Genomic DNA, 22221 nt, shown 5'->3' with positions numbered 1-22221 from the left:
TAAAGAATACTGAGAAGCAAAATTCAATTTAAACGAACCAATGTTTAAATTTTTCACTAACAGGTAAATGTAACGGTTAATAACAGCAAAATTCACTTTAGGTTGTCAGAACAAAATTTGCAAAAAAAAATGAGCGCACATTTTGTATGGGCACCCATTTAACTTTTTATTTATGATGATTTCTAGTATCCAGCATTTGATATAGCAAAACACCAGTTGCAACACTTGCATTGAGAGATTGCACATGGCCAACCATTGGCAAAGTAATCATTTGATCCATTTGCTCTTTCAGTAAGCGAGAAATGCCTTTACCCTCATTTCCGATTACAAGAACAGTTTTACCATTGCTATCCCACTGACGATAGTCTGTTCCGTCCATATCTGTGCCAAAAAGCCAGTAACCGCGTTTTTTCAACATTTGACTAGTTTGTACAAGGTTATTAACGCGGGCAACCGGAACGTAATCAATCGCACCAGTTGAGGTTTTAGCCACAACAGACGTCAAACCCGTTGCGTGTCTTTTCGGGATAATGATTGCATCGACCCCAGTTGCATCAGCTGTTCTCAAAATCGAGCCCAGGTTGTGCGGATCTTCAATTGAATCAAGCATTAACAAAAATGGTTGTTTCTCCTCTTGATCAAATTGATCAAGCAAATCATCCAAATCCGCATATTCAAAACTAGCAACAGTCAGAACAAGTCCCTGATGATTGCCGCCTTGAACTAGGCGATCAAGCTTATTTTTAGGAACAGTTTGAACAACAATTCCTTTTTCCCTTGCCAAACCGAACACTTCATCTGCAAAGCTTTCCTGCACACCTTGTTGCAAAAAAACCTTATTGATTCTGCCAGCATCCTGCGTTTTTAAAAAATCAATTCCAGCATGTCTACCGAAAACAAAATCACTATCATTTGAAGTCATATTCATCAATGCCACCATTCTCCACTGTTTCAATGCACCAAGAAGTTAATTCTTGAAGCCGCTTTCTTTTACCAAGTAATTCCAAATAGCCCCAAACTGCTTCAAATCCTGTCGACAATTGGTATGTGGCTAAACTAGTATTCTTGGCCTTGCTATAAGTTTTGGAATTACGACCGCGACGAAAAGTTGCTAGTTCATCCTCACTCAATAAGCCATCTTCCTGCATCTTAGTAATCAAAGCCGCTTGAGCCTTGGCTGACACATAATGTGTTGCTCTTAGCTGCAAGGCTTGTGGCTTAACAATGCCACATTTAACTAAATGCCGCCGAATATCAACTTCATAAACAGCATCCCCTAAATAGGCTAACGTCTGCCCGTTTAATGTATCTGGATTAATTTCGTTTTCGACCAACTTTTTACTATTACTCACGAATCCACCTTGTTCCTTGTGGAGTATCTTCAATGATTACTCCCATTTGTTTTAATTGATCACGCAACTGATCACTTTTAGCCCAGTCTTTGTTCTTTCTTGCTTCATCACGCTGCTCAACCAAGGCAACAATTTCATCATCACCTTGCGTCTCATTTTGCTTAATCAACTTGGCGGTATCAATACCAAAGATACCCAACCATTCTGTTAATAAAACTTGCGCTTTTGTTAATGCTTCTTTATCGACACTTTCAGCCGCAATATTGGCATTTAACACTGGTAATAAATCATAAATTGCTGTTAAAGCGTTTTGAACGTTAAAGTCATCATCCATTGCGGTAACAAAATCTGCTTCCGTTTTAGCCAAAATTTCACGTAAATTAGCGTCTTCAACATTAGAAGTGTCGTCTTTTAAACGATAATTTAAGTTGATCAACGTGTTCTTAAAACGCTGCAAAATAATCTGTGCTTGCTTAAGGTTTTCTTCTGAATAGTTAATCTGACGCCGATACTGAACACTGGCCATGAAGAAACGAAGAACCTGCGGATCAACTTCCTTCAAAATTTCATGAACCGTTACAAAATTATGTAACGACTTCGACATTTTTTCCTGATCAGCACCTACAGTAACAAAACCGTTATGCATCCAATAATGAACAAATTTTTTACCTGTAGCGGCTTCACTCTGAGCAATTTCATTTTCATGATGTGGAAATTCAAGATCTTGTCCACCACCATGAATGTCAATTGTATCGCCCAAGTATTTGGTTGACATGACGGAACATTCGATATGCCAGCCTGGCCGTCCCTTGCCCCAAGGAGACTCCCAGGCAATTTCATCAGGCTGTTTTTGCTTTTTCCAAAGGGCAAAATCAATTGGATCTTCTTTACGATTCTGTTCTTCCTCGTTAACGTGTTCCGAAGCGCCCTCTTCTAATTCAGCAATGTTCTTACTACTTAATTCACCATAGTGCGCAAATTTCTTTGCTCGATAATAAACATCACCAGCAGATTCATAAGCATAACCTTTTTTAATTAGCTTTTCAATAAAACTGATAATTGAGGCAATTTCACTAGTTGCACGGGGATTCTTAGTTGCGGGCTCGATATTTAAAGCGGCCGTATCCTCTTCATAAGCTTCAATGTAGCGATCAGCTAATTCGGGCACAGTAATGCCTTCGGCACGTGCTTCATTAATCATTTTATCGTCAACGTCAGTAAAGTTAGACACATAATTAACTTTATACCCGCGGTATTCAAAATAGCGTCTAATGGTGTCAAAAGCGATTGCACTTCGTGCATTACCGATGTGAATGTAATTGTAAACCGTTGGGCCACAGACATACATCGTAATCTGCCCAGGGTTAATTGGTTGAAATTCTTCTTTAGTTTTCGTCAGAGTATTATATATTTTCACGACGGCTAACTTGCCTTTCTAAAACTTTATCTCCATTCTAACAGAAACAATAGTAGTTTCTAGCTTTTAAAAAATAATTTATCGGAAAACGGCAAAACAAAAGAGCGCCTATCAATCAAAAATAGGTGCTCTTTTATTGCATTAAATTATAAGCCGTTTTCGCTCATTTGTTTCAAGGTTAAGTCAAGGTGCTCATGAACTTTTTCTTTACCCAAAAGCTCCATTGCTTCGCCAATTCCAGGGCCAACCATTGATCTAGTAGTTGCGATTCTGATTGGCATGAATAGGCGTCTACCCTTAATGCCAGTTTCCTGACGAGTTGCCTGAACCGCCTTCATAATTTGTGGTGAAGTAAACCGAGGAATTAAATCAATTTGCTTCTTGAATTCTTCAATAACAGGTCTTGCTTCATCCTTGCGGATTTCGTCAATTTCTTCATCGCTCAAATCTTTTGGTGCGTCAAAGAAAATCTTAGCTAAATCAACAATTTGCTTAGTATATGACATTTGCACAGAGTAAATGTTAACTAATTGACGTACCCATTCCATCTTTTCAGGGTTTGGATCTTTTTCAACTAAACCAGCTTCTTGTAAATTGTTAAGTGCTAAGTCTAGTAAAGTATCACGATCTGCCTTCTTGATGTATTGGTTGTTAATCCACTCTAACTTTCTTCTGTCAAAAGCCGCAGGTGAATTTGATAAACGAGCAGGATCAAATTGCTTAATCAATTCGCGTTGAGTAAAGATTTCGTTTTCACCAACAGGTGACCAACCAAGAAGTGTAATGAAGTTAAACATTGCATCTGGTAGGTAGCCTAAATCACGGTATTGCTCAATAAACTGCAATACTGACTTGTCTTCTTCACGCTTAGATAACTTCTTACCAGTTTCCGCATTGATAATTAAAGTCATGTGACCAAACTTAGGTGGCTCCCAGCCTAATGCCTCATAAACAGCAAGCTGTTTAGGTGTGTTAGAAACGTGATCATCCCCACGTAAAACGTGAGTTATTTCCATTAAATGATCATCGACAACAACTGCAAAGTTGTAAGTTGGCATGCCATCACGTTTTTGGATAACAAAATCGCCACCAATTGTGTCAGACTCAAAGCTTAAGTGACCCTTAACGATATCTTCCCAAGAATATGTTTCCATTTCAGGAATGTGAATTCGCACAACTGGCTTTAAGCCCTTTGCCTTTGCCTCTTCTTGCTTTTGCGCAATTTCATCGGCAGTCAGGCCTTCATACTCGTAAGTATAGTGTGGAGCAATTCCCATTGCCCGTTGCTCTTCACGTTGTTCTTCAAGCTCTTCTTCTGTTTTGTATGAATAGTAAGCTTTACCTTCATCTAACAGTTGTTGAATGTACTTATTATAGATATCTTTACGTTCAGATTGACGATATGGGCCAAAATCGCCGCCCTTGTCAGGACCTTCATCCCAGTCAATACCTAACCAACGTAAGTTTTCCATTTGTGATTTAGAACCACCTTCGACATTACGTTTTTGGTCAGTATCTTCAATTCTTAAAACAAAAGTACCTTTATTATGACGCGCAAACAAGTAGTTGAATAGTGCAGTTCGCGCATTACCTATATGTAAGTGCCCTGTTGGACTTGGGGCATATCTTACCCGAATTTTTTGTTTTGCCAAAATTCATGCCTCTTTCAAAAAGTAAATATAAACATTTTTAGTTTACCCGTAATAACGGAAAAGTTCAATCTTTCCTTAAGCCAAAACCAATTTTAACGCTTGGGGGATGCTTGAAACAGGAATTACTTCTATTCCCATATTTTGCAAGCTTGAGCGCATATTATGCTTAGGAATAAAAATTCGCTTAAAACCTGTTTTAGCTGCTTCTTTAATCCGCGCATCAATTTGGTTAACTCGTCTAACTTCACCAGTTAAACCAACCTCACCCACGAAGCAATCAGTTGGTAAAATTTCTTGGTTTTTATAGCTTGAAGCAATCGCCATCACTACCGCCAAATCAACTGCAGGTTCATTCAAGCGAATACCACCGGTAGCAGTTAGATAAACATCTTGATTTTGTAGCATCAAGTTGCCACGCTTTTCCAAAACGGCTAACAAAAGTCCTGCTCGGTTGAAATCAATACCAGCAGTAGTTCTTTTGGCGTAGCCAAATGCGGTCGGTGTAACTAATGCTTGGATTTCCGCTAGAATCGGCCTTGTTCCCTCAAGCGAGACGACAATCGCAGATCCCGTTGAGTTAGGTAATCGCTCATCAAGAAAAATTGCAGATGGATTGGTGACTTCCTGCAACCCTTTGTTGACCATTTCAAACATACCGATTTCGTTAGCAGCTCCAAACCGATTTTTTACGGAATGCAAGATTCGGTATGCATGGTGTTCATCACCTTCAAAATAAAGAACTGTATCCACCATGTGTTCCAAAATCTTAGGCCCAGCAATTGCACCTTCCTTAGTAACATGACCGATCACGAAAACCGTAATTGCATCCATCTTAGCAATTTTCATTAACTCGCTGGTTACTTCACGAACCTGTGATGCGGAACCCGTCATTGAATCAAGACTAGGTTCATTCATTGTTTGAATTGAGTCAATTACGACAAAATCAGGCTTGATTGTGTCAATCTGCTGGCGAATGTCTTCCATGTCTGTTTCTGGATAAAGCAACATATCATTCGCAGCAAGTCCTAGACGATCTGCGCGCAACTTGATTTGATTAGCCGATTCTTCTCCCGAAACGTATAGGACTTTGAACTTTTGGGATAGCTCACTCATGATTTGTAACATTAAAGTAGACTTACCAATTCCAGGGTCTCCACCAATTAACACAAGCGAGCCAGGAACTATTCCACCACCAAGAACACGGTTAAGTTCACCCATACTTGTTTGGATTCGTTCCTCTTTTTCAGCCTTTACGGCTTCAATTTTAACTGGTTCATTAATTCCAGTTTTCTTAATTAGTCTACTTGGACTACCTTTTGCAGAATGTGCTTGGACAGTTTCGGTTTCTTTTTCAAACTGATTCCAGGCACCGCAATTAGGACACCTTCCTAAGTAGCTAGCCGAAATATAGCCACAGGAATGACACTTATATTTCGTTTTAATTTTGGCCATTTACTCCTCCTTGTTAGTTGAGCCAAAGCCATTAGCGCGTTGGCGGCTGACTGGCTCATCATCATCTGTTCTCAAATAATGAATAAAAATTCCTTGAGCAATTCGCTCACCCTTTTTAATCTTTATTGGTCGAACACCATAATTAAGTACCTGAACAAAAATCTCACCCTCATTAGCATCATTATTATAGTAGTCTGCATCAATAACACCGATCCCGTTGGGTAAGCTCAAGTTTCTTTTAAAAGTATTTGACGACCGGTTAGCCAAAATCAGCACTTCATCTTCTGGCATATAGACCTTGACTCCAGTAGGAATTAAAAATGGCTTAATTATTTTATCTGCCATTTCGTAATCAGGTTCATAGAGCTGATGCCCATTTCTAATCAGGCGGAAAATACGGACAAAGTTTAACCGCCAAATGCTCGGAATCACCATGTCTTGAGCCGCTTCAATGTCATATCCTGCGCTAGCAGTTGTCTGTCGTCTCGGTAGCGTAATATCTTTATCCTGGTATTTAGATACGATTTCAAAGCCGCGTGTTCTGTTCATTTTTTCTCCTTTGGCTGGTAAAGACTTTTTGTTTCAGTTAAAGTATCATAAACATTATAACTTGTAAGTAGGAAAAATTTGTAGCGCTAATTTATATTATTGGCTAAAAGAAATATGTTCCTCTAGTTTCACATTGCAAAACTAGTTATATAATTAAATTTGGAAAAAGCAGTCCATTTTTTAGCAGGAGAAAAAGTAATGTTTACCTTCTATGATCCACACCAATTTTTTAAAGAATACGATGATAACGAGCAATTAATCTATCACTGGTCAATGGACAAGATTGAGCGAAATGACGGAAAAGTTTGGGTAATTAACCACATGTTTATTGCCCCAAACCAAAACAAAGAAGCAGTTCTGGACAAAAATATGGCCTTAGTAATGGAATTTGCCAAGAATACCAAATTACCAATTTGGCCTCTTGATCCGCTAGTAATTGACTATTTCCAGCAACACCCTGAGTTTCATAAAATTTGGTATCATCGTCCCGCTCAAGCAACTAATTAGTATAATTGCTTCTTTTTGTTTTTCAAAATTTAACACTCAGCAGCAATTAATTAACAATTTATTCATAAAATCATTTAGCCTATAATAGACTAGTTAATCTAGATGGGATAAAATGGTAGTTATTAACTTAAGGAGGATAACATTAATGACAAAAGAAATTACAAATGATGCTATTGCCAATTATACTGATGATCTAGCAAAGCACCCTGGTATTAACATTGCTAGCCATGCTGCTCAACAAAACGGCATTTTCAAGGCTAGTCAAAATTTACAATCTCAAATTGACCTTACCCCAACATTTTCAGTTGAAATTGATACTGGTAAGCCAGCTGATCAAAAGCAATCAGGTCGCTGCTGGATGTTCTCAGCATTGAACACCATGCGTCACCCATTGCAAAAGGAATACAAGGTTAAGGATTTTGAATTATCGCAAAATTACACTAACTTCTGGGACAAGTTTGAAAAATCAAACTGGTTCTTCGAAAATGTAATTGCTTCAGCAGATAAGCCACTTGGTGACCGTAAGGTAAGCTTCTTATTCGCAACACCACAACAAGATGGTGGTCAATGGGATATGCTTTGCGGCTTAATTGAAAAGTATGGTATCGTACCAAAATCTGTTTACCCAGAAACTGCTAATGCAACTAATTCAAGTGCTTTAAACGACACTTTAAACACTTTACTACGTAAGGACGGTTTGGAATTACGTGAATTAGTCAACAGTGGTAAATCAGAAGATGAAGTACAACAACGTAAGAACGAATTCTTAAATGATGTTTTCCGCGTTTTGGCTGTTTCTCTTGGCGTTCCACCAAAGAAATTTGATTTCGAATATAAAGATGATGACGGTAATTACCACCGTGATGCAGATCTTACTCCTAAGGCATTCTTTGACAAGTACGTTGGCATGAACTTAGAAGATCACGTTTCAATTATCAACTCACCTACTGATGACAAACCTTACCACAAAGTATTTTCAGTTGAATACCTTGGTAACGTTGTTGGCGGTCGTCAAGTTCGTCACCTTAACTTAGAAATTGACGAAATGAAAGACTTAATCATTAAGCAACTTGAATCAGGAGAAGTTGTTTGGTTTGGTTCTAACGTCAGCAAAGATTCTGAAAGACAACTTGGTCTTCTTGATACCAACATTTACAAACGCGATGAATTATTTGACGTTGATTTATCAATGTCAAAAGCTGAAAAGCTTGATTCAGGTGAAAGCATGATGGACCACGCTATGGTTATCACTGGTGTTGATCTAGTAAACGGCAAACCAACTAAGTGGAAGATTGAAAACTCATGGGGTGATAAGCCTGGCTTTAAGGGTTACTTCATTATGAGTGACGCTTGGTTTGATTCATTTGTTTACCAAGCAGTTATTAACAAGAAATTCTTGTCAGATGACGTGAAAAAAGAATTTGACGAAGGCGCTAAGGACCCAATCGAATTACTTCCATGGGATCCAATGGGAGCTCTTGCTTTTAAATAAAAACAAAGTTTGAAAACGAAAAACGCTACTTTTAAAAAGTAGCGTTTTTTTGTATTTTCAATTAATTCAAAAGATGTGGCAATTTCTTAAGCCAATCCAACTTCAGCAATAAATCTCATAAAGGCTGCTTTACCGGCAGCAGTTTGCTTAAACACTCCTGTATCTTCAAGAACGCGCTCAAAAACTAACCCTAATTCCTCTTGCAAAACCTGATTAACATTTTCAGCGGTTATGTTGTGTTTTTCTTTTATCGCAGACGCCCACTCTAAGTGGATTTTGGAAATTTGATTTGGCCGCTTAAGCAAAAACTTTTTAACTTCTGTCATTTCACCTACCAATCGTGGTGGCAGAATTGCCAAGCCCATAACTTCAATCAAGCCAATATTCTCCCTTTTAATGTGCTGAACATCGGGATGAGGGTGAAAAATACCATCTGGATATTCTTCTGAAGTCTGGTTATCTCGTAAAACTAGGTCAAGTTCATATTCATTATCATGCATGCGCGCAATCGGTGTAATGGTATGATGCTGCGTATTGTTTGAAAAAGCACGAATACTTACTTGCTCATCACTATAATTTTGCCATTTAGCTAGAATTTTCCCCGCAAGCTCAACCAAAAGCATACTATTCGAACTACGTAAACGAATAACCGACATCGGCCATTTAACAATNTTTGAAAAAGCACGAATACTTACTTGCTCATCACTATAATTTTGCCATTTAGCTAGAATTTTCCCCGCAAGCTCAACCAAAAGCATACTATTCGAACTACGTAAACGAATAACCGACATCGGCCATTTAACAATTCCTGCTTCCACATCAGGAAAACCTGCAAAGCGAAACTTATGAATCAGTGGTGCCTTCTCCATCGGAAACTGATGGCGCCCACCTTGATAATGCTCATGGGTTAAAATCGAACCACCAACAATTGGTAAATCCGCATTACTTCCAACAAAATAGCCAGGAAATTTATCAACAATTGTCAGTAAATTAGAAAACGTCTGAACATCTATTTTCATTTTCTCATGCTTGGAAGATAAAAAAATACAATGCTCATTAAAATAAGCATAAGGTGAATATTGAAAGCCCCATTCTTCTTGACCCAAACTAAAGCGGATGATGCGATGATTGCTACGAGCAGGATAATTTAGACGTCCTTGATAGCCCTCGTTTTCCATGCATAATTGGCACTTCGGATAATCACTTGCGACTGCATCTTTAGCGGCAGCTATTTCTTTGGGGTCTTTTTCAGGTTTCGACAAATTAATCGTTATTTCTAAATCGCCATAATTACTTTTGGCAATGAAATAAATATTTTTTGCAATTGCCCTAGTTTTTATATAGTCACTGGTTTTACTCATATGATAAAAACTACTAATCGCAGCTGTTGGAGAGGTTTCATAGGATTGCCAGAAGCGTTGATTAACGATACTAGGTGCAGGCAAAATTAAGCTCATAAGTTCTGCTCCCAAAATATCTTGGGCAGAATTATTCCTAGCACATTTACCATTTTGTTGAGCAAGTGCAACTAATTCATTTTTTAAATCTAATAAGTTGGTACTTTCAGATTCTGCCGTCATTGCGGCATCGCCAACCAATGCTAAGACCCGATTGTATAAATAGATACGATCAAGTTCAGTGAAATCACTTTCAGCAATCACTTGAGTAACAAACTTATCGACTAAATTGGTTTTATTCATCTCAATAATCCCGTCATTCTATAATCTTTGTACCATCAGCGGTTGCTGCCAAGTAAAATGACGGTTGATACCCAATCATTTGTTCATATGCGGCTGCGACCTTTTCTTGAAAGTCTTCTACATGCTTCTTAGCGACCAAAGCTATTGCACAACCACCAAAACCAGCGCCAGTCATCCTGGCACCTAGAACACCTGGCTGTTGCCAAGCAGTATGTACTAAAGTATCAAGTTCTTTGCCAGTAACTTCATAATCATTTTCAAGCGAAACATGAGAAGCATTCATTAGATGGCCAAATTCATTCAAATCGCCTTTTCCAAGAGCTGTTTTTGCATTCAAGGTGCGTTCATTTTCCCAAACAGCGTGTCGGCAGCGCTTCAGCAATTTTTCATCAGTAAAAAGATAACTATATTCATCAAAGGTTAAACTATTTAATTCACCTAATGAGTTAATTGCAAGTTTTTCTTGTAATATTTTTAGACCCTTCTCGCACTCACTCCTACGCTCATTATATTTGGAATCAGCTAAGGTGCGTTTCTTATTTGTATTCATAATTACGATTACATTGTCTTTTAAATCAAGCGGCACATATTCATATTTTATCTTTTCCGTATCCAGTAAAATCGCATAGTTTTGCTTGCTCATTGCAACCGCAAACTGATCCATTATTCCTGAATTTACGCCAATAAAATCATTTTCCGTTTTTACGCCCATTTTTACTAATTCGAGTTGATCTATAGTTAATTTAAATTGATCTTGCACAATCACTCCAATCAGCATTTCCAAAGCTGCCGAAGAAGATAAGCCTGCTCCATCAGGAATATTGCCATTTATATAGATATTTAAGCCATGCGTGATTTTTGCCCCACTTTTTAGTAAAAAGAGGAGCATTCCCTTAGCGTAATTTGCCCAGGAATCTTCCGCAACAAAACTAAGCTCCTTTAAATCTGCTTCAATTATGCCTTGTTTTTCAAAATTAGCCGAATAAAAACAGAATTTTTGATCCGTACGCGGACTCGCAGCACCATAGATGCCCAAAGAAATGGCACATGGAAAAACGTGACCACCATTATAATCAGTGTGCTCGCCAATTAAATTAATCCGACCAGGTGAAAAATAACATCCAGTTGGCTTCTCATGATAAACTTTTGAAAATGCTTGTTTTAATGCTTCAACTTTCATTTTTCTTCCTTTAAATAAAGCGCTATCAATAATTCTAACAAGTTAATTATACTGCTTTTAAGTTGGACGGCAATCTTTCCATCAGGGTTCTTTACTAGCAAAAAAATACGATTTCGCTGTAACGCAAAATCGTATTTTTAATTCATTTACCAAATATGTAATAACTTATCATGACGCAATTTACTCAAATTAAATTGGTGCACATGCTCAGGTTCACTTTCCGGGTATTCTTCAACAAAGTCAGCCAAGTTAACGAGGCCAGTTGAATAAGTCCAGGTTCCCTTATTCTTTTTAATCGGATCAAGCATTTCATTTCTAATGGGAACAGCAGAAATTAAAAAGTGCTTGTGATGAAACTTAAACACAAAATATGGCAAGCGGAAATCATTAATAATTTCATCTCTTGTTTTACCAATGGTAATCACATTTCGATATGTGCCATATTTCTTTGTAAATTGATCATTAAATGAAAAATAAAAATTAGAGATGTGAACATGAGGAAAGTCTTCCTCAGCGACCTGATCAGGAACTGCAACCACATGAGAGAAGTGATCTAAATTACTCTCCTTTTGTGATAAGGCCTTAGGCATCTGCGTCGGACTAATAACGTGTGCCCACTCAGGGACATGTAAATTATCCTGATAGGTCAAATACATCTCTTTAACTACTTCTGGCTTAACCCAGTCATATTGCCTGCGAACCTCGTTGCGATTAAGCAACCCCCGCAAGTTCTTATGATGCATTAAGTCAACGACAAACAACTCATAGCGATAGCACTCAACCCACTTTTTATAGTGCTCGATGCTTTCTTGAACAATGTGGGTACTATCGACAATTACGGTTTCGCCACGCTTCATCTTCTCTTCTACGAGGTAATCCACCATTTTTTCCGTTTGCTCATTTGCATATCGCGGAATTACTTGATGTAAGCAATCGGAATCTTCTTCATAATAGTAAGTCAAATTCGCCAATAATAGCCTTATTTGATCACGGCTAATCGCATAAGGCTGTAAGTGATGACGAGCAATAAATGAAGATTTACCGGAGCCGGGTGCGCCTCGTAATAAAAATATTTTACGCATACCAATTCTCCAAACTAAGAATGTAAAAAAATCTATTTAGTATCGTATTAGATTTTAACATATATCAAGGAGAATACTTACACTTAACTGAAAAGCGCTGAAAATTTAATGTAATATTTCTTTCTTAATGATATTTAATTGATCATCCAAAGTATAAATAATTGGCTCCGCATTGGGAACTTCAAGCTTAACAATGTCATAATCGTCAATTTCTTCAAGTTTTTTAATTAAAGCACGCAAACTTGAGCCGTGGGCTACAACCAATTGGTCCTCGCCTAGCCGCAGTCTACTCGCAATTTGATCATAATAATAAGGCATTAAACGTTTTTGAGTCTGATAAAGACTTTCAGCCCTCGGCAAGCGTTGCCGATCACACGATGCGTAACAAGCGGCAGTGACTTCACCACCTTCTGGTGGAACTGCATAAAAACCACGCCGCCATTCATTGATTTGTTCATCCCCAAAAATCTCGCGTGATTGATCCTTATTTATGCCACGCAATTTCCCGTAGTGCCGTTCGTTCAAACGCCAGGTCTTGGTAATTGGTAAGTAGAGCCAACCGCAAACTTCTGCGACGATATTAGCAGTAACAATTGCCCGCAATAAAACTGACGTATGCAAGTGGGTTGGATTAAAATTAGGAATTTGCTTAATTAACTGACCAGCATTTTCAGCCTGTTTGCGTCCTTTTTCAGTTAGTTCAACATCATTCCAACCGGTATAAACATTAGCATAGTTGGCTGTGCTTTCCCCATGCCTCAACAACACTAATTTGACCATTTTTATCCCATCCAGTGTCTAATTAGTAAATAAATTCCAAAAATAGTGAATATGATGCCCAAAACCATAAAGGGCCCAAAACCACCCTTTTTCGATTTATATCTTCTGTTAAAGGCATAAGCCATGTCATATAAGCCAACAATTAAAACAATAACCGCTGTAAAAAGATTAACTTCTAATGACATATTATTCAGCCCCCCTCTTGTCCTGATCTGATGCAATCATCTGATCATTTTTACCACGTTCGCACTCAACCTGAAAATTGGTATGATTGATGCCCAACACAGCTAGTCTTTGACTTATTTCATCTGTCAATTCTTCAAACCGTCCCGCTGTTAGATCTCGATCTACGTTAACATGTGCATCGAGCATAATGTAACGATCACTGTAACGCCAAACATGCACATGATGGATATTCTTTATTTCTGGAAATGATAAAACGATGCGATTAACTTCGTCAAGATCAATATCTGGATTAGATTCCATCAAAACGTTAGCTGCCTTTTTCGTTAAACTACATGCTTCATGAAATACAAACACGGAGACAAGAAGTGTCATCAAAGGATCAAGCCAAGTAATCTTCCAAAAGTAAATAAAAATTGCCCCAATAACGACAGCTACACTCGAAAGTGCATCACTCATCATATGGATAAAGGTTGAACGGACATTAAGGTTCTTTTCGCCATCCTCGTGCATTGCAAGCATTGAAACAATATTAGCAACTAAGCCAATGATTGAGACAATTAACATAACGCCACCGCTAATCTGTGTTGGCTGCCAGAAGCGTTCAATTGCTTCTACGAATAGAACAATACTAATTAAAATTAATACCACACCATTTGTAAAAGCCGCTAAGGTCTCAGCGCGCTCATAGCCAAAAGTCTTTTGCTTATTACTACGCCGATTACTGATTAGATGGGCGACAAAAGAAATAACTATTGCGCCAACATCGCTCAAATTATGCACAGCGTCTGAAAGCAGTGATAAAGATCCAGAAACGAATCCACCAATAAATTCCGCAACTGTAATAATTACGTTCAGTGCCGTTACGTAGGCATAGCGCTTAGTTGTTTGATCCTTCATTAATTTACCTCATTGTCTTAACTTAATAAAAAGTCCTACCTTTACAGTAGGACTCTACATATCTTCTGCATTAACATTATAATCCACAATTTCAAAGCGACCGTTATCGTGGAGTATCCCCCGTGTAACGCTACCGTTATTAGGAAAAACAATGTCATGTAAGCCATCACTCTGATTCCAGTATTTGATGGCCAGCGTTTTGATAAAATCACCATGCGAAACAATTAGCACACGTTGTTCATTTTTGGTCAATTCACCCAGAACGGATACAGCTCGCTCCATCCGCTCATCAAGTTCACGTTTATTTTCCGCCAAATGACGTGGATCAGCCTTTTTTGTTGCTTCACGGAATTCATAAATGCCAACCTGATTGATGATTTTAGTAACATCATCTTCAGGTCCAATTCCGGCTGCTTCACTGACTTGCTCCCAAGTCGTAGCGATATCATCGCCTTCAAATGAACCAAAAAAGACTTCACGAAATTCCGGAAGTTTTTTGATTTTGCCAATTTCAGAAACTTGATTGGCATCTTTCATTAAGTGTACTGTGTCAATTGCTCTTTTTAAATCAGAAGAATACATGTTATCAAAGTGAACCTGACTAAGCGCCTGCGCGGTTGACTTAAGATCATCAATTCCCTTGATTGTCAGAGGGGAGTCACACCATCCCTGTACTTTATCCAACTGGTTAAACATTGTTTCGCCATGACGTACTAGATAAACTTCTGTTGCCATTTTGTATTCTCCCTTCATTCAAATAGTGTTGGTAAACTATAACATATATGCTTTATAAAAGAAATAGCCCGCCTGTAAAAATGCTAATACAGCAATAAAAATGCGCACATATTTAGCAGGAACAACACGCAAAATATCCATACCAAAGTAGCCACCAATAAACATGCCAATTGCAAGTGGGATTGCCTGTATCCAATAGATATGCGAAGTGAAAGCAAAAACTATTAAGGCAACTAAGTTTGCCAACCCGCAAATTACGTTTTTGATTGCATTGACTACAATGAATTTTTCATCTGTTACATAGGTTAACAAAACTATCACAATCACGCCAGCCGCAGCACCAAAATAGCCCGTATAAACACCCATAAATAAAAGAGCTGCAATAGAAAGCAGTTCTTGCCATAGTGGTCTTTTGTGTGGTTCCAAGCTATGATGCTTAGCCGATACAATTACCATGATTCCTGATCCGGCAATGAAAAACGGCACAACTTTTTCAAAAACAGCTGAGGGAAAAGCTAGTAATAGGTGGCACCCCACTAGTGACCCGATAACTGTAAAGGTGCCGTAAAAAGCAACCTGCTTCCAATGTCCTTTTAGTTCCTTGAGTGACGAAATAGTCGATCCTATTCCAGTCCAAATCAAAGCAGCATCATTTGTCACATTAGCATATACCGGTGGAATTCCCACTGCAAGTAGTACCGGATATGACGCTAAGGATGCCATTGATGCAACTGAGGACAGTAATCCACCTGCTATTCCCCCGATTAGTAGGAAAACAAGTGTTAAAATTGATGGCATAAAACTTCACTTCCTTTTTAGCATTAATATCTATTATAATGCAGTTAAGAGTAAATTAAGAGGGTAATTTCAAGTGACTAAATATCAAACGTTAATTTTTGTTCCTGAAGGTAGTTTATTAAATGAAAAAACGGCTGAACAAGTCGCACTCAGGCAAACTTTAAAAGAACTCGGACATGATTTTGGACCAGCTGAACGCCTAAAATATTCTAGCTTACAAGGACAAGTTAAAATGATGGGTTTCAGCGAGCGCATTGCACTAACCCTGCAAAATTTTTGTACCGACGATTTGGCTGAGGCCGAAAAAATTTTCAAAACAAAATTAGGAGGTCAGCGACAACTAGTCAAAGATGCTATTCCATTTCTTGACCAAATAACAAACCAAGTTAAGCTAATTCTCCTTGCCAAAGAAGAACGTGAACTAATCTCAGCTCGCCTATCTGATAGCGAACTACTTAACTATTTTTCTGCTTCCTATTTTAAAGAAGATTTTGCTGATCCTTTGCCAAATAAAAATGTCCTGTTTCAAATTATAAAAGAGCAAGAATTAGATCCAGATAATTGCCTAGTTATCGGCACAGATTTAGTTGAAGAAATTCAAGGAGCAGAAAACGCTGGCTTGCAATCATTATGGATTGCACCAAAAAAGGTTAAAATGCCAATTAGTCCTCGACCTACTCTGCATTTAACTAAACTCAATGACTTGCTTTTTTATCTTGAATTAAACTAGTTTATAATAAAAGAAATAGATTGGAGGTCTTTTAAAATGTGTAAAGTTGCAGTAGTTTTTGCTGACGGATGTGAAGAAGTTGAAGGTCTTAGCACAGTTGATGTTTTGCGCCGCTTGGGTGTTCAAACGGACATGGTTGGTCTGAACAAGAAGGATATCAATGGTGACCATCAAATCAAATTGACCTGTGACAAAGTAGTTGATGACAGTTTGCTAGATTATGATCTCGTCGCTTTTCCTGGTGGAAAAACCGGTGCGGAGAACCTTCGTGATAGTTCCAAATTGGCTGAATTAATGAATAAACGCCATAATGAAGGAAAATGGGACGCTGCAATGTGTGCTGCTCCAATCGCATTAGCGCGTTATGGCGTTTTAAATGATACAGATTATACCTGCTATCCTGGCTTTGATGAGCAAACAAAAACAGATGCACCTAGTGGTCATTTTAAGGAAACAATCACAGTAACCGATAATGAACACAAAATCATCACTAGTCGTGGTCCAGCCACTGCCTGGGCATTTGCCTACGCAATTGCGGATGCTTTAGGCATTGATACTAAACCACTAAAAGAAGGTATGCTATATAACTTCTTGGCTGACAATATTAAGGACAGCTTATAAAAAACACCAAACTAAAAAAGAAACATCACTATGATGTTTCTTTTTTAGTTGCTTATATTTGCTTGTCTTATTCTAGACTCGCTTCGATAATCAAAGATAAGGGTTAAAACCAACATCAGCAAGGAACTAATTACTAAGGTCAACACACCGTGCTCAAAATTAATCGAAAGATTGTTCATATAATAAGAAATTGAGCCTGTATTTATCCTTAATGAACTAAGATAAGTAGTTGGCAGCCACTGCGCAATTTGATGGAAAGGTGTTAGAAACATTGTTGCCAAAATAAGAGAAGCAATAGTTACACTTGAAACTAAAATCGTTGTTAATAATTTATGACATACTTTTGCCATCAAGTTAATAAAAATTACTAATGTTAAAATGTTTAAAAGTTGAAGAGCAACTGTTGTTGGTACTAATTTAACTGCCGGAGCAGTAGTTACTGTTGCTTTATATCCCCATGCTTGGTGAACTATCAGCGGATACCTTAGGCTAGCCTGGCCAAAAAATAGAATAGAACTAGCAAAAAATGAAAAAGCAATTATCAAATACGTAGAGCAGATGACCAGCAGCCCTACACCCAAGTTAGATATTATTTTTCCCATTCGACCAACTGGTAAAATCTGTGTAAGATCTTCGCCATTCTGATATGAACTGGTATAAAACTTAGCCAAAATAAAAATAATTAGTAAGAGGAAAAGTGTGAGCCAATACTTATTATTCAGAGCTAGAAATAGTTGAATGCCAGCCAGAGCATTATCCTTTCGCCTTGGGATTTTCGATTCATGCAGTGCTTTTAAAAATTTATTTGCCCGATTTAACCAACTTCTTTTTGCTGGGGTTTGATAACTAATTTCTAACTTATTGCTATGATGTTTCTTAGACTTAGGTACTTTGCTCCATTGCCTAGCACTATTTTCATTTGCGATTAAGTCTTTACGCTTACTAAATTGCTTATCTTTATGCGGTTTCTTCTTATCAATTAGAAGCTCTCCTTCTTTGCCTTCAGGATGTTCGCTATCCAAAACGACGACACTTCTAGCAGTTACTACACTATTATTTTGATTTTCAATGAAACTACCATTTTTTAAGATATTTAAGTCCAAATCAAGAAAAATAAATAGCGCAACTAATAGAATACAAAAAATAATAGGCTTTAGATTCTGTTTAACAATTTTTTTCAATTGAAATAAAAAATAAGCATGCACGCTATCACCTCACTTATCTTTAGACCCGTTAAACTAATTTTAGGAACATAGCATTAAATTAACAAAAAAATTTCACTAAATCATACAATATGCAGTTTTAGCAATATACCTAAATATCAATCTATTTTCTGTAACATTGTATCATTTAATTAACTAGTCAAGTTAATTTATTCAAGAAAATGAAAAACAAAAGAACTATCTTTTTAAATAGTGGAAAGATAGTCCTTTTTAACTTGGCAAGTGCTAGTCTAATTTATTTAAAGCTCTTATTCATTGCTGACAAGTCTATTAATCCAACTCTTGGCAGCTGAAACAGTTTGATCAAAAGTAATGTTTTCTGCAAAAGGATGCTTTTTCTCATACCTCTGCCATAATCCTTGCATTCTTTGGCTTTTTTCGATTTCACTTAAGGTAATCTCTAACGGATCATTGTCAGGTTTAATATTACAGATTGAGGTAAATACTTTTTCTATTTCATTTTCAGTTAGATCCAAGCCTTTAATTTCACCATCAATATCTTCTGTTGAACGGTTGTTAATTCCAACTACTGCTGATAATAGTAGCCCACCTTTTAAAATAAAGTTGTTTTTATATTCTGATAAAGAGATTCTCTTTAATAAATCATCCAGCATAACTTCTTGCCATAGGCGACCAATCTCATTACCACTTATATGGTGATTTTCTGCATATTTACGTATATCTGCTTTAAATTGCTTTTCGTCTGTATAGTTTTTCACAGTAATATCTCTAGGTAATTATTTACTTTATCTATAACTTTGAATTTCTCTGCAAATTCCATTAATGCATTAATATCCTTTTTATTACTTTTAGCCCATGCCTTGTATGCGTTAGTTATTATTTCAATATCTACTGCATGACAGATGCGCAAAATTTCAGCTAAGGTTCGTTCCGGAGAATATACTTTAATAGTATTGCCATTAAAAGATTTAGTCTCCATAATCCCTAAATGTTGAAATTTTTCCACTTGATAATGTGCTTTAACATCAAAATCTAAATTGGCATGATTGTATCCTCTAGGAAAAGTCATATCTAGACTGAACGGATATTGATCACTTAAATTCCATAGATATAAAGCTGTTTCCAAGGAATAGATTCCTTGTTTGTACTTTTGTTGTAAGCTATAAAAAATATCTTCAGGAGTATCAATTTCTTGGTAAATGCCTGATCGTGTGCGCTCTAAAAGTCCTGATTTTAAAGCTTGGTTAATGCTATAACTTGAAACATTATTAGCAATCAGTTGTTTATGAGTAATAGTTCCGTGATATTTTTTAGCTATTTGTTTAATTAACATTTGCTGATTCATAAAATAACCTCTTTTTACTTATTTTACTACATTTAAGTAAAATCAGTAGTAAAATAAGTAAAACAAAAAATAGTTCTTTTTAAAATTACAACAAAGCCTAACTTATATATTTGCACTTACAATAAATGAAACACAATTTTTATAATAAGAAGTTGCTAAACCAATTCCAATAGCGCGCAGCTTGGGCTTCTTCAAATGTTCCCAGTGAGCGTAATTTGCAGATGCATCATTATATACTAATGCGTCAAACTTTTTTTATTTTCTTGAAAACTACTAATGATTGCCGTTAAAGTTATCATAAGTACTGTGCCAATAAGCAAAACTACCAAACCTGTTTGAAAATTAATCTGTCAGTTTTGATACTGCAAGCCCAATTTACCATTAATAACATCTACTGCATTAAGATAGGTCATTGGTAGCCATGCACTAATTCGTTTTAAAGGATCCGCCACCACTGTCGCAAGGTTAACACCAAGAACCACTAGTAGTGCAACAAGCAAAGTCGGCATTTTATCACGGAAAATACAAGCCAATAATCTGGTCAAAGCAACTATAAAAAATATGTACATAATTTGCAAAATAATGATTGGTAAGATCAAATCACCTGTTGGAACACATTTTATGACAGTTTTTCCCTTAACAAACTGCTGAATAATTGTCGGAAAAGCCAAATTACCCGTACCAGAAAAAACTGATGCAAAAATAAATAGCAATAAGTTAGCAACGGAGAAACTACCAGCAATCAACAAAAAGCCGGCAAAATTTTCACTTGTAGCCCGTTGCCAATTACTGAGTGGTAACAACTTAGCTGTCGCCACTTTTTGACGATAAGAATCTGTTAAAAGTAGGCTGAGCAAAAAGAGTGCTACTATGGCAAAGAGATATGGCAAGTACATTTCATTGACTTGCATCCAAATTTGCCAACCAGTAACTGGCATTTCCTGCGTTTCATACTTTAGTGGGTTATTCTTTAAATAGGCGTAAAGAGCCATTTCCTTCTCTGCACCCACCATATTTTGTTCGTCTGCGGCTATAAATCTCTTACTTTTTTGCCATAATATCTCGTACGCTTTTTTCCAATTCTCAGCTTTGACTGCTTTTATTATGTTCCTATCTTGTTTCTCGCTTCTCTTGTTTTCAGCTAAAGAAAATTTAGCCTGCTCAACTTTTTTACTATCTTTTGGGAAAGTTAACAGTGTCTTTTTTGCTTTAACAATCTCTTTTTCAGAGTATTCAATACTAGTTTTTGCCATTTGCTCGAGTCTAAAATCAGATTCAGTTCGCTTGTTCATTACCAAAACGACTGCTAAAGCACCAATAACTAATAGAAGTGAAATGGGAGTTAGGATATTTTTAAAGACCTTTTTTAATTGAAAAGCTAAATACGTACTCATTCATTTACCTCTTTGACTCATTCTTAGTTTGAATATAATCGACCAAAATCAGTAATACGATTAGAAAACAGGAACTAATAATCAATGTAAGCATCCCGTTTCCAAAATTAACCTGTACATTCTCTAACTCATATGCCAAAGTACCAGAAACTGTCTTAAGTGGATTTAGATAAGTGCTTGGAAGCCATTGAGCAATCGCGTTTAACGGCTGTATCACTATTGTTATTAAGGAGCCACCAATTAACAATAAAATTGTTAGCAGCAATGACGGCAATTGATTACGGAAAATTTTAGCAATAAGTTGCGTAAAAAGTGCAATAAATAGAATTGCAAAAATTTGTAAAATCAATGCGTTGGGTACAATTTGACTTACTGGAACAATTCCCAAGGCAAATTTTCCGTTTACTACCTGATGGATAATGTATGGATAAGCAATATTACCTGTACCAAAAAACAAGGATGCACAGGCAAAAACTAATAAACTCATTCCTAACAAAATTACAATTCCACATATCCAGCCAATGCTTGCGTTAGTTAAAATACTCTGGATTCTACCTATTGGCAAAACCATCGTAATGTCTTTTCCATTGCGATATGAACCAGAATATAGATAGGTCAAAATAAAAATCATGACTAAAGTTAATAAAATCGGCCAATATGTTTCATTTAGATATAGCAAAATTTGAATACCTGAAACTGGCGTATCACTTTCATAAGGCATCGGATGCGCTTTTAAATATTTAAAGCGCAGCTCAATGCCATTCACAAAGTTCTTCGAATTACTTTCGGAATTATTTTTTTTCAACTCTTTTGTTGCCCTTATTTGTTCTTCATATACGGGCACCCAATGATTATTGTTGATATCCTCTAGCAATTTTTGTTTTTTGGCTAACGAAGTCTCGACTTCCTTCAAATCTTTCTTAGTTGATTGGTATCTGTGATCCGTAGGTTTAAGCTCGCTGAGTTTTCGCTTGCTTTCTGCAACCAAATTTTTCTGCAACATAATATTACCTTGTAGCTGGCCTTTAATGGAAGAATTGTTACTATTCAGATCTTTAGAATTTAAGTAAAGTACAGTAAGCGAAATGATGAGCAGTATGACTACAGAGATTACTGTTAACTTAGATTTAGTGATTTTTTTGCGTTGTAAAGAAAAATAAGTACCCAT

The 22221-nt window shown here is 37.0% G+C and carries 23 protein-coding genes; 4 read left to right on the top strand and 19 right to left on the bottom strand.

What is annotated here, in order from left to right; genetic code table 11:
• Nucleotides 1-166: 166 nt before the first annotated feature.
• The 6 genes from rlmB to CRG87_RS03950 all read right to left on the bottom strand — a co-directional run bounded on the left by rlmB (nucleotide 167) and on the right by CRG87_RS03950 (nucleotide 6422).
• Nucleotides 167-922 carry a 23S rRNA (guanosine(2251)-2'-O)-methyltransferase RlmB gene (gene rlmB, locus CRG87_RS03975; RefSeq protein ID WP_074426323.1) on the bottom strand — a complete coding sequence of 252 codons (756 nt, stop codon included), beginning with the start codon at nucleotides 920-922 and terminating at the stop codon, nucleotides 167-169.
• Nucleotides 909-1352, bottom strand: coding sequence for a Mini-ribonuclease 3 (locus CRG87_RS03970; protein ID WP_074426296.1), 444 nt, complete (start codon nucleotides 1350-1352; stop codon nucleotides 909-911). The genes rlmB and CRG87_RS03970 overlap by 14 nt, the downstream gene beginning before the upstream one ends.
• Entirely contained in the window at nucleotides 1345-2769 is a 1425-nt protein-coding gene (gene cysS / locus CRG87_RS03965) for a cysteine--tRNA ligase (protein WP_074426297.1), read from the bottom strand. The genes CRG87_RS03970 and cysS overlap by 8 nt, the downstream gene beginning before the upstream one ends.
• A 146-nt stretch (nucleotides 2770-2915) precedes the next feature.
• On the bottom strand, nucleotides 2916-4421 hold the full coding sequence (gene gltX / locus CRG87_RS03960; protein ID WP_074426298.1) for a glutamate--tRNA ligase: 1506 nt from the start codon (nucleotides 4419-4421) through the stop codon (nucleotides 2916-2918).
• 75 nt (nucleotides 4422-4496) lie between these two features.
• The gene (gene radA, locus CRG87_RS03955) at nucleotides 4497-5873 is read right to left on the bottom strand and encodes a DNA repair protein RadA (protein ID WP_046307452.1); all 1377 of its coding nucleotides are present in this window, start codon (nucleotides 5871-5873) and stop codon (nucleotides 4497-4499) included.
• Nucleotides 5874-6422, bottom strand: a complete 549-nt coding sequence (locus tag CRG87_RS03950; RefSeq protein WP_074426299.1) for a dCTP deaminase/dUTPase family protein — start codon at nucleotides 6420-6422, stop codon at nucleotides 5874-5876.
• Between the two features lie 198 nt (nucleotides 6423-6620).
• Here CRG87_RS03950 and CRG87_RS03945 point away from each other — a divergent pair, with 198 nt between their 5' ends.
• A complete protein-coding gene (locus CRG87_RS03945; RefSeq protein ID WP_074426300.1) occupies nucleotides 6621-6929 on the top strand; it encodes a hypothetical protein in 309 nt (102 codons plus the stop codon).
• A 145-nt stretch (nucleotides 6930-7074) separates the two neighbouring features.
• Nucleotides 7075-8421, top strand: a complete 1347-nt coding sequence (pepC, locus tag CRG87_RS03940; RefSeq protein ID WP_046307458.1) for an aminopeptidase C — start codon at nucleotides 7075-7077, stop codon at nucleotides 8419-8421.
• Nucleotides 8422-8507: 86 nt separating this feature from the next.
• Here pepC and CRG87_RS03935 read toward each other — a convergent pair whose 3' ends face one another.
• From CRG87_RS03935 to CRG87_RS03900, 8 genes are all read right to left on the bottom strand, one after another.
• Nucleotides 8508-10121 (bottom strand): UDP-glucose--hexose-1-phosphate uridylyltransferase, encoded by a 1614-nt coding sequence (locus CRG87_RS03935; protein WP_101138674.1) that lies wholly within the window; start codon nucleotides 10119-10121, stop codon nucleotides 8508-8510.
• 13 nt (nucleotides 10122-10134) lie between these two features.
• Nucleotides 10135-11301, bottom strand: coding sequence for a galactokinase (locus tag CRG87_RS03930; RefSeq protein ID WP_074426302.1), 1167 nt, complete (start codon nucleotides 11299-11301; stop codon nucleotides 10135-10137).
• 146 nt (nucleotides 11302-11447) lie between these two features.
• A complete protein-coding gene (locus CRG87_RS03925) occupies nucleotides 11448-12383 on the bottom strand; it encodes an AAA family ATPase (RefSeq protein WP_074426303.1) in 936 nt (311 codons plus the stop codon).
• A gap of 105 nt (nucleotides 12384-12488) precedes the next feature.
• Nucleotides 12489-13163, bottom strand: coding sequence for a 2,3-bisphosphoglycerate-dependent phosphoglycerate mutase (locus CRG87_RS03920; protein ID WP_074426304.1), 675 nt, complete (start codon nucleotides 13161-13163; stop codon nucleotides 12489-12491).
• Between the two features lie 2 nt (nucleotides 13164-13165).
• Entirely contained in the window at nucleotides 13166-13348 is a 183-nt protein-coding gene (locus CRG87_RS03915) for a DUF308 domain-containing protein (RefSeq protein WP_074426305.1), read from the bottom strand.
• A 1-nt stretch (nucleotide 13349) separates the two neighbouring features.
• The gene (locus tag CRG87_RS03910; protein WP_074426306.1) at nucleotides 13350-14246 is read right to left on the bottom strand and encodes a cation diffusion facilitator family transporter; all 897 of its coding nucleotides are present in this window, start codon (nucleotides 14244-14246) and stop codon (nucleotides 13350-13352) included.
• Between the two features lie 54 nt (nucleotides 14247-14300).
• Nucleotides 14301-14981: a histidine phosphatase family protein gene (locus CRG87_RS03905; RefSeq protein WP_074426307.1), complete on the bottom strand. Its 681-nt coding sequence runs from the start codon at nucleotides 14979-14981 to the stop codon at nucleotides 14301-14303.
• A gap of 36 nt (nucleotides 14982-15017) precedes the next feature.
• Nucleotides 15018-15779, bottom strand: a complete 762-nt coding sequence (locus CRG87_RS03900) for a sulfite exporter TauE/SafE family protein (RefSeq protein ID WP_046307464.1) — start codon at nucleotides 15777-15779, stop codon at nucleotides 15018-15020.
• A 73-nt stretch (nucleotides 15780-15852) separates the two neighbouring features.
• Here CRG87_RS03900 and CRG87_RS03895 point away from each other — a divergent pair, with 73 nt between their 5' ends.
• The gene (locus CRG87_RS03895; RefSeq protein ID WP_074426308.1) at nucleotides 15853-16509 is read left to right on the top strand and encodes an HAD family hydrolase; all 657 of its coding nucleotides are present in this window, start codon (nucleotides 15853-15855) and stop codon (nucleotides 16507-16509) included.
• A gap of 36 nt (nucleotides 16510-16545) precedes the next feature.
• A complete protein-coding gene (locus tag CRG87_RS03890; RefSeq protein WP_074426309.1) occupies nucleotides 16546-17130 on the top strand; it encodes a DJ-1 family glyoxalase III in 585 nt (194 codons plus the stop codon).
• A gap of 44 nt (nucleotides 17131-17174) precedes the next feature.
• On the opposite strand, the gene CRG87_RS03885 is transcribed toward CRG87_RS03890, so the two are convergent.
• The 5 genes from CRG87_RS03885 to CRG87_RS03865 all read right to left on the bottom strand — a co-directional run bounded on the left by CRG87_RS03885 (nucleotide 17175) and on the right by CRG87_RS03865 (nucleotide 22221).
• On the bottom strand, nucleotides 17175-18311 hold the full coding sequence (locus CRG87_RS03885; RefSeq protein WP_165775962.1) for a hypothetical protein: 1137 nt from the start codon (nucleotides 18309-18311) through the stop codon (nucleotides 17175-17177).
• Between the two features lie 290 nt (nucleotides 18312-18601).
• Nucleotides 18602-19072 (bottom strand): nucleotidyl transferase AbiEii/AbiGii toxin family protein, encoded by a 471-nt coding sequence (locus tag CRG87_RS03880; RefSeq protein ID WP_074426311.1) that lies wholly within the window; start codon nucleotides 19070-19072, stop codon nucleotides 18602-18604.
• The gene (locus CRG87_RS03875; RefSeq protein ID WP_074426312.1) at nucleotides 19069-19659 is read right to left on the bottom strand and encodes a type IV toxin-antitoxin system AbiEi family antitoxin domain-containing protein; all 591 of its coding nucleotides are present in this window, start codon (nucleotides 19657-19659) and stop codon (nucleotides 19069-19071) included. The genes CRG87_RS03880 and CRG87_RS03875 overlap by 4 nt, the downstream gene beginning before the upstream one ends.
• A gap of 350 nt (nucleotides 19660-20009) precedes the next feature.
• Nucleotides 20010-21053 (bottom strand): hypothetical protein, encoded by a 1044-nt coding sequence (locus CRG87_RS03870; protein ID WP_074426313.1) that lies wholly within the window; start codon nucleotides 21051-21053, stop codon nucleotides 20010-20012.
• Between the two features lie 4 nt (nucleotides 21054-21057).
• Nucleotides 21058-22221, bottom strand: coding sequence for a hypothetical protein (locus CRG87_RS03865; RefSeq protein WP_074426314.1), 1164 nt, complete (start codon nucleotides 22219-22221; stop codon nucleotides 21058-21060).

The sequence above is a fragment of the Lactobacillus apis genome, from assembly GCF_002837055.1.
GTDB classification, from domain to species: Bacteria; Bacillota; Bacilli; order Lactobacillales; family Lactobacillaceae; genus Lactobacillus; species Lactobacillus apis.
Note: the sequence above shows the minus strand (reverse complement) of the source record. Positions and strands in the feature narration are given on the sequence as shown.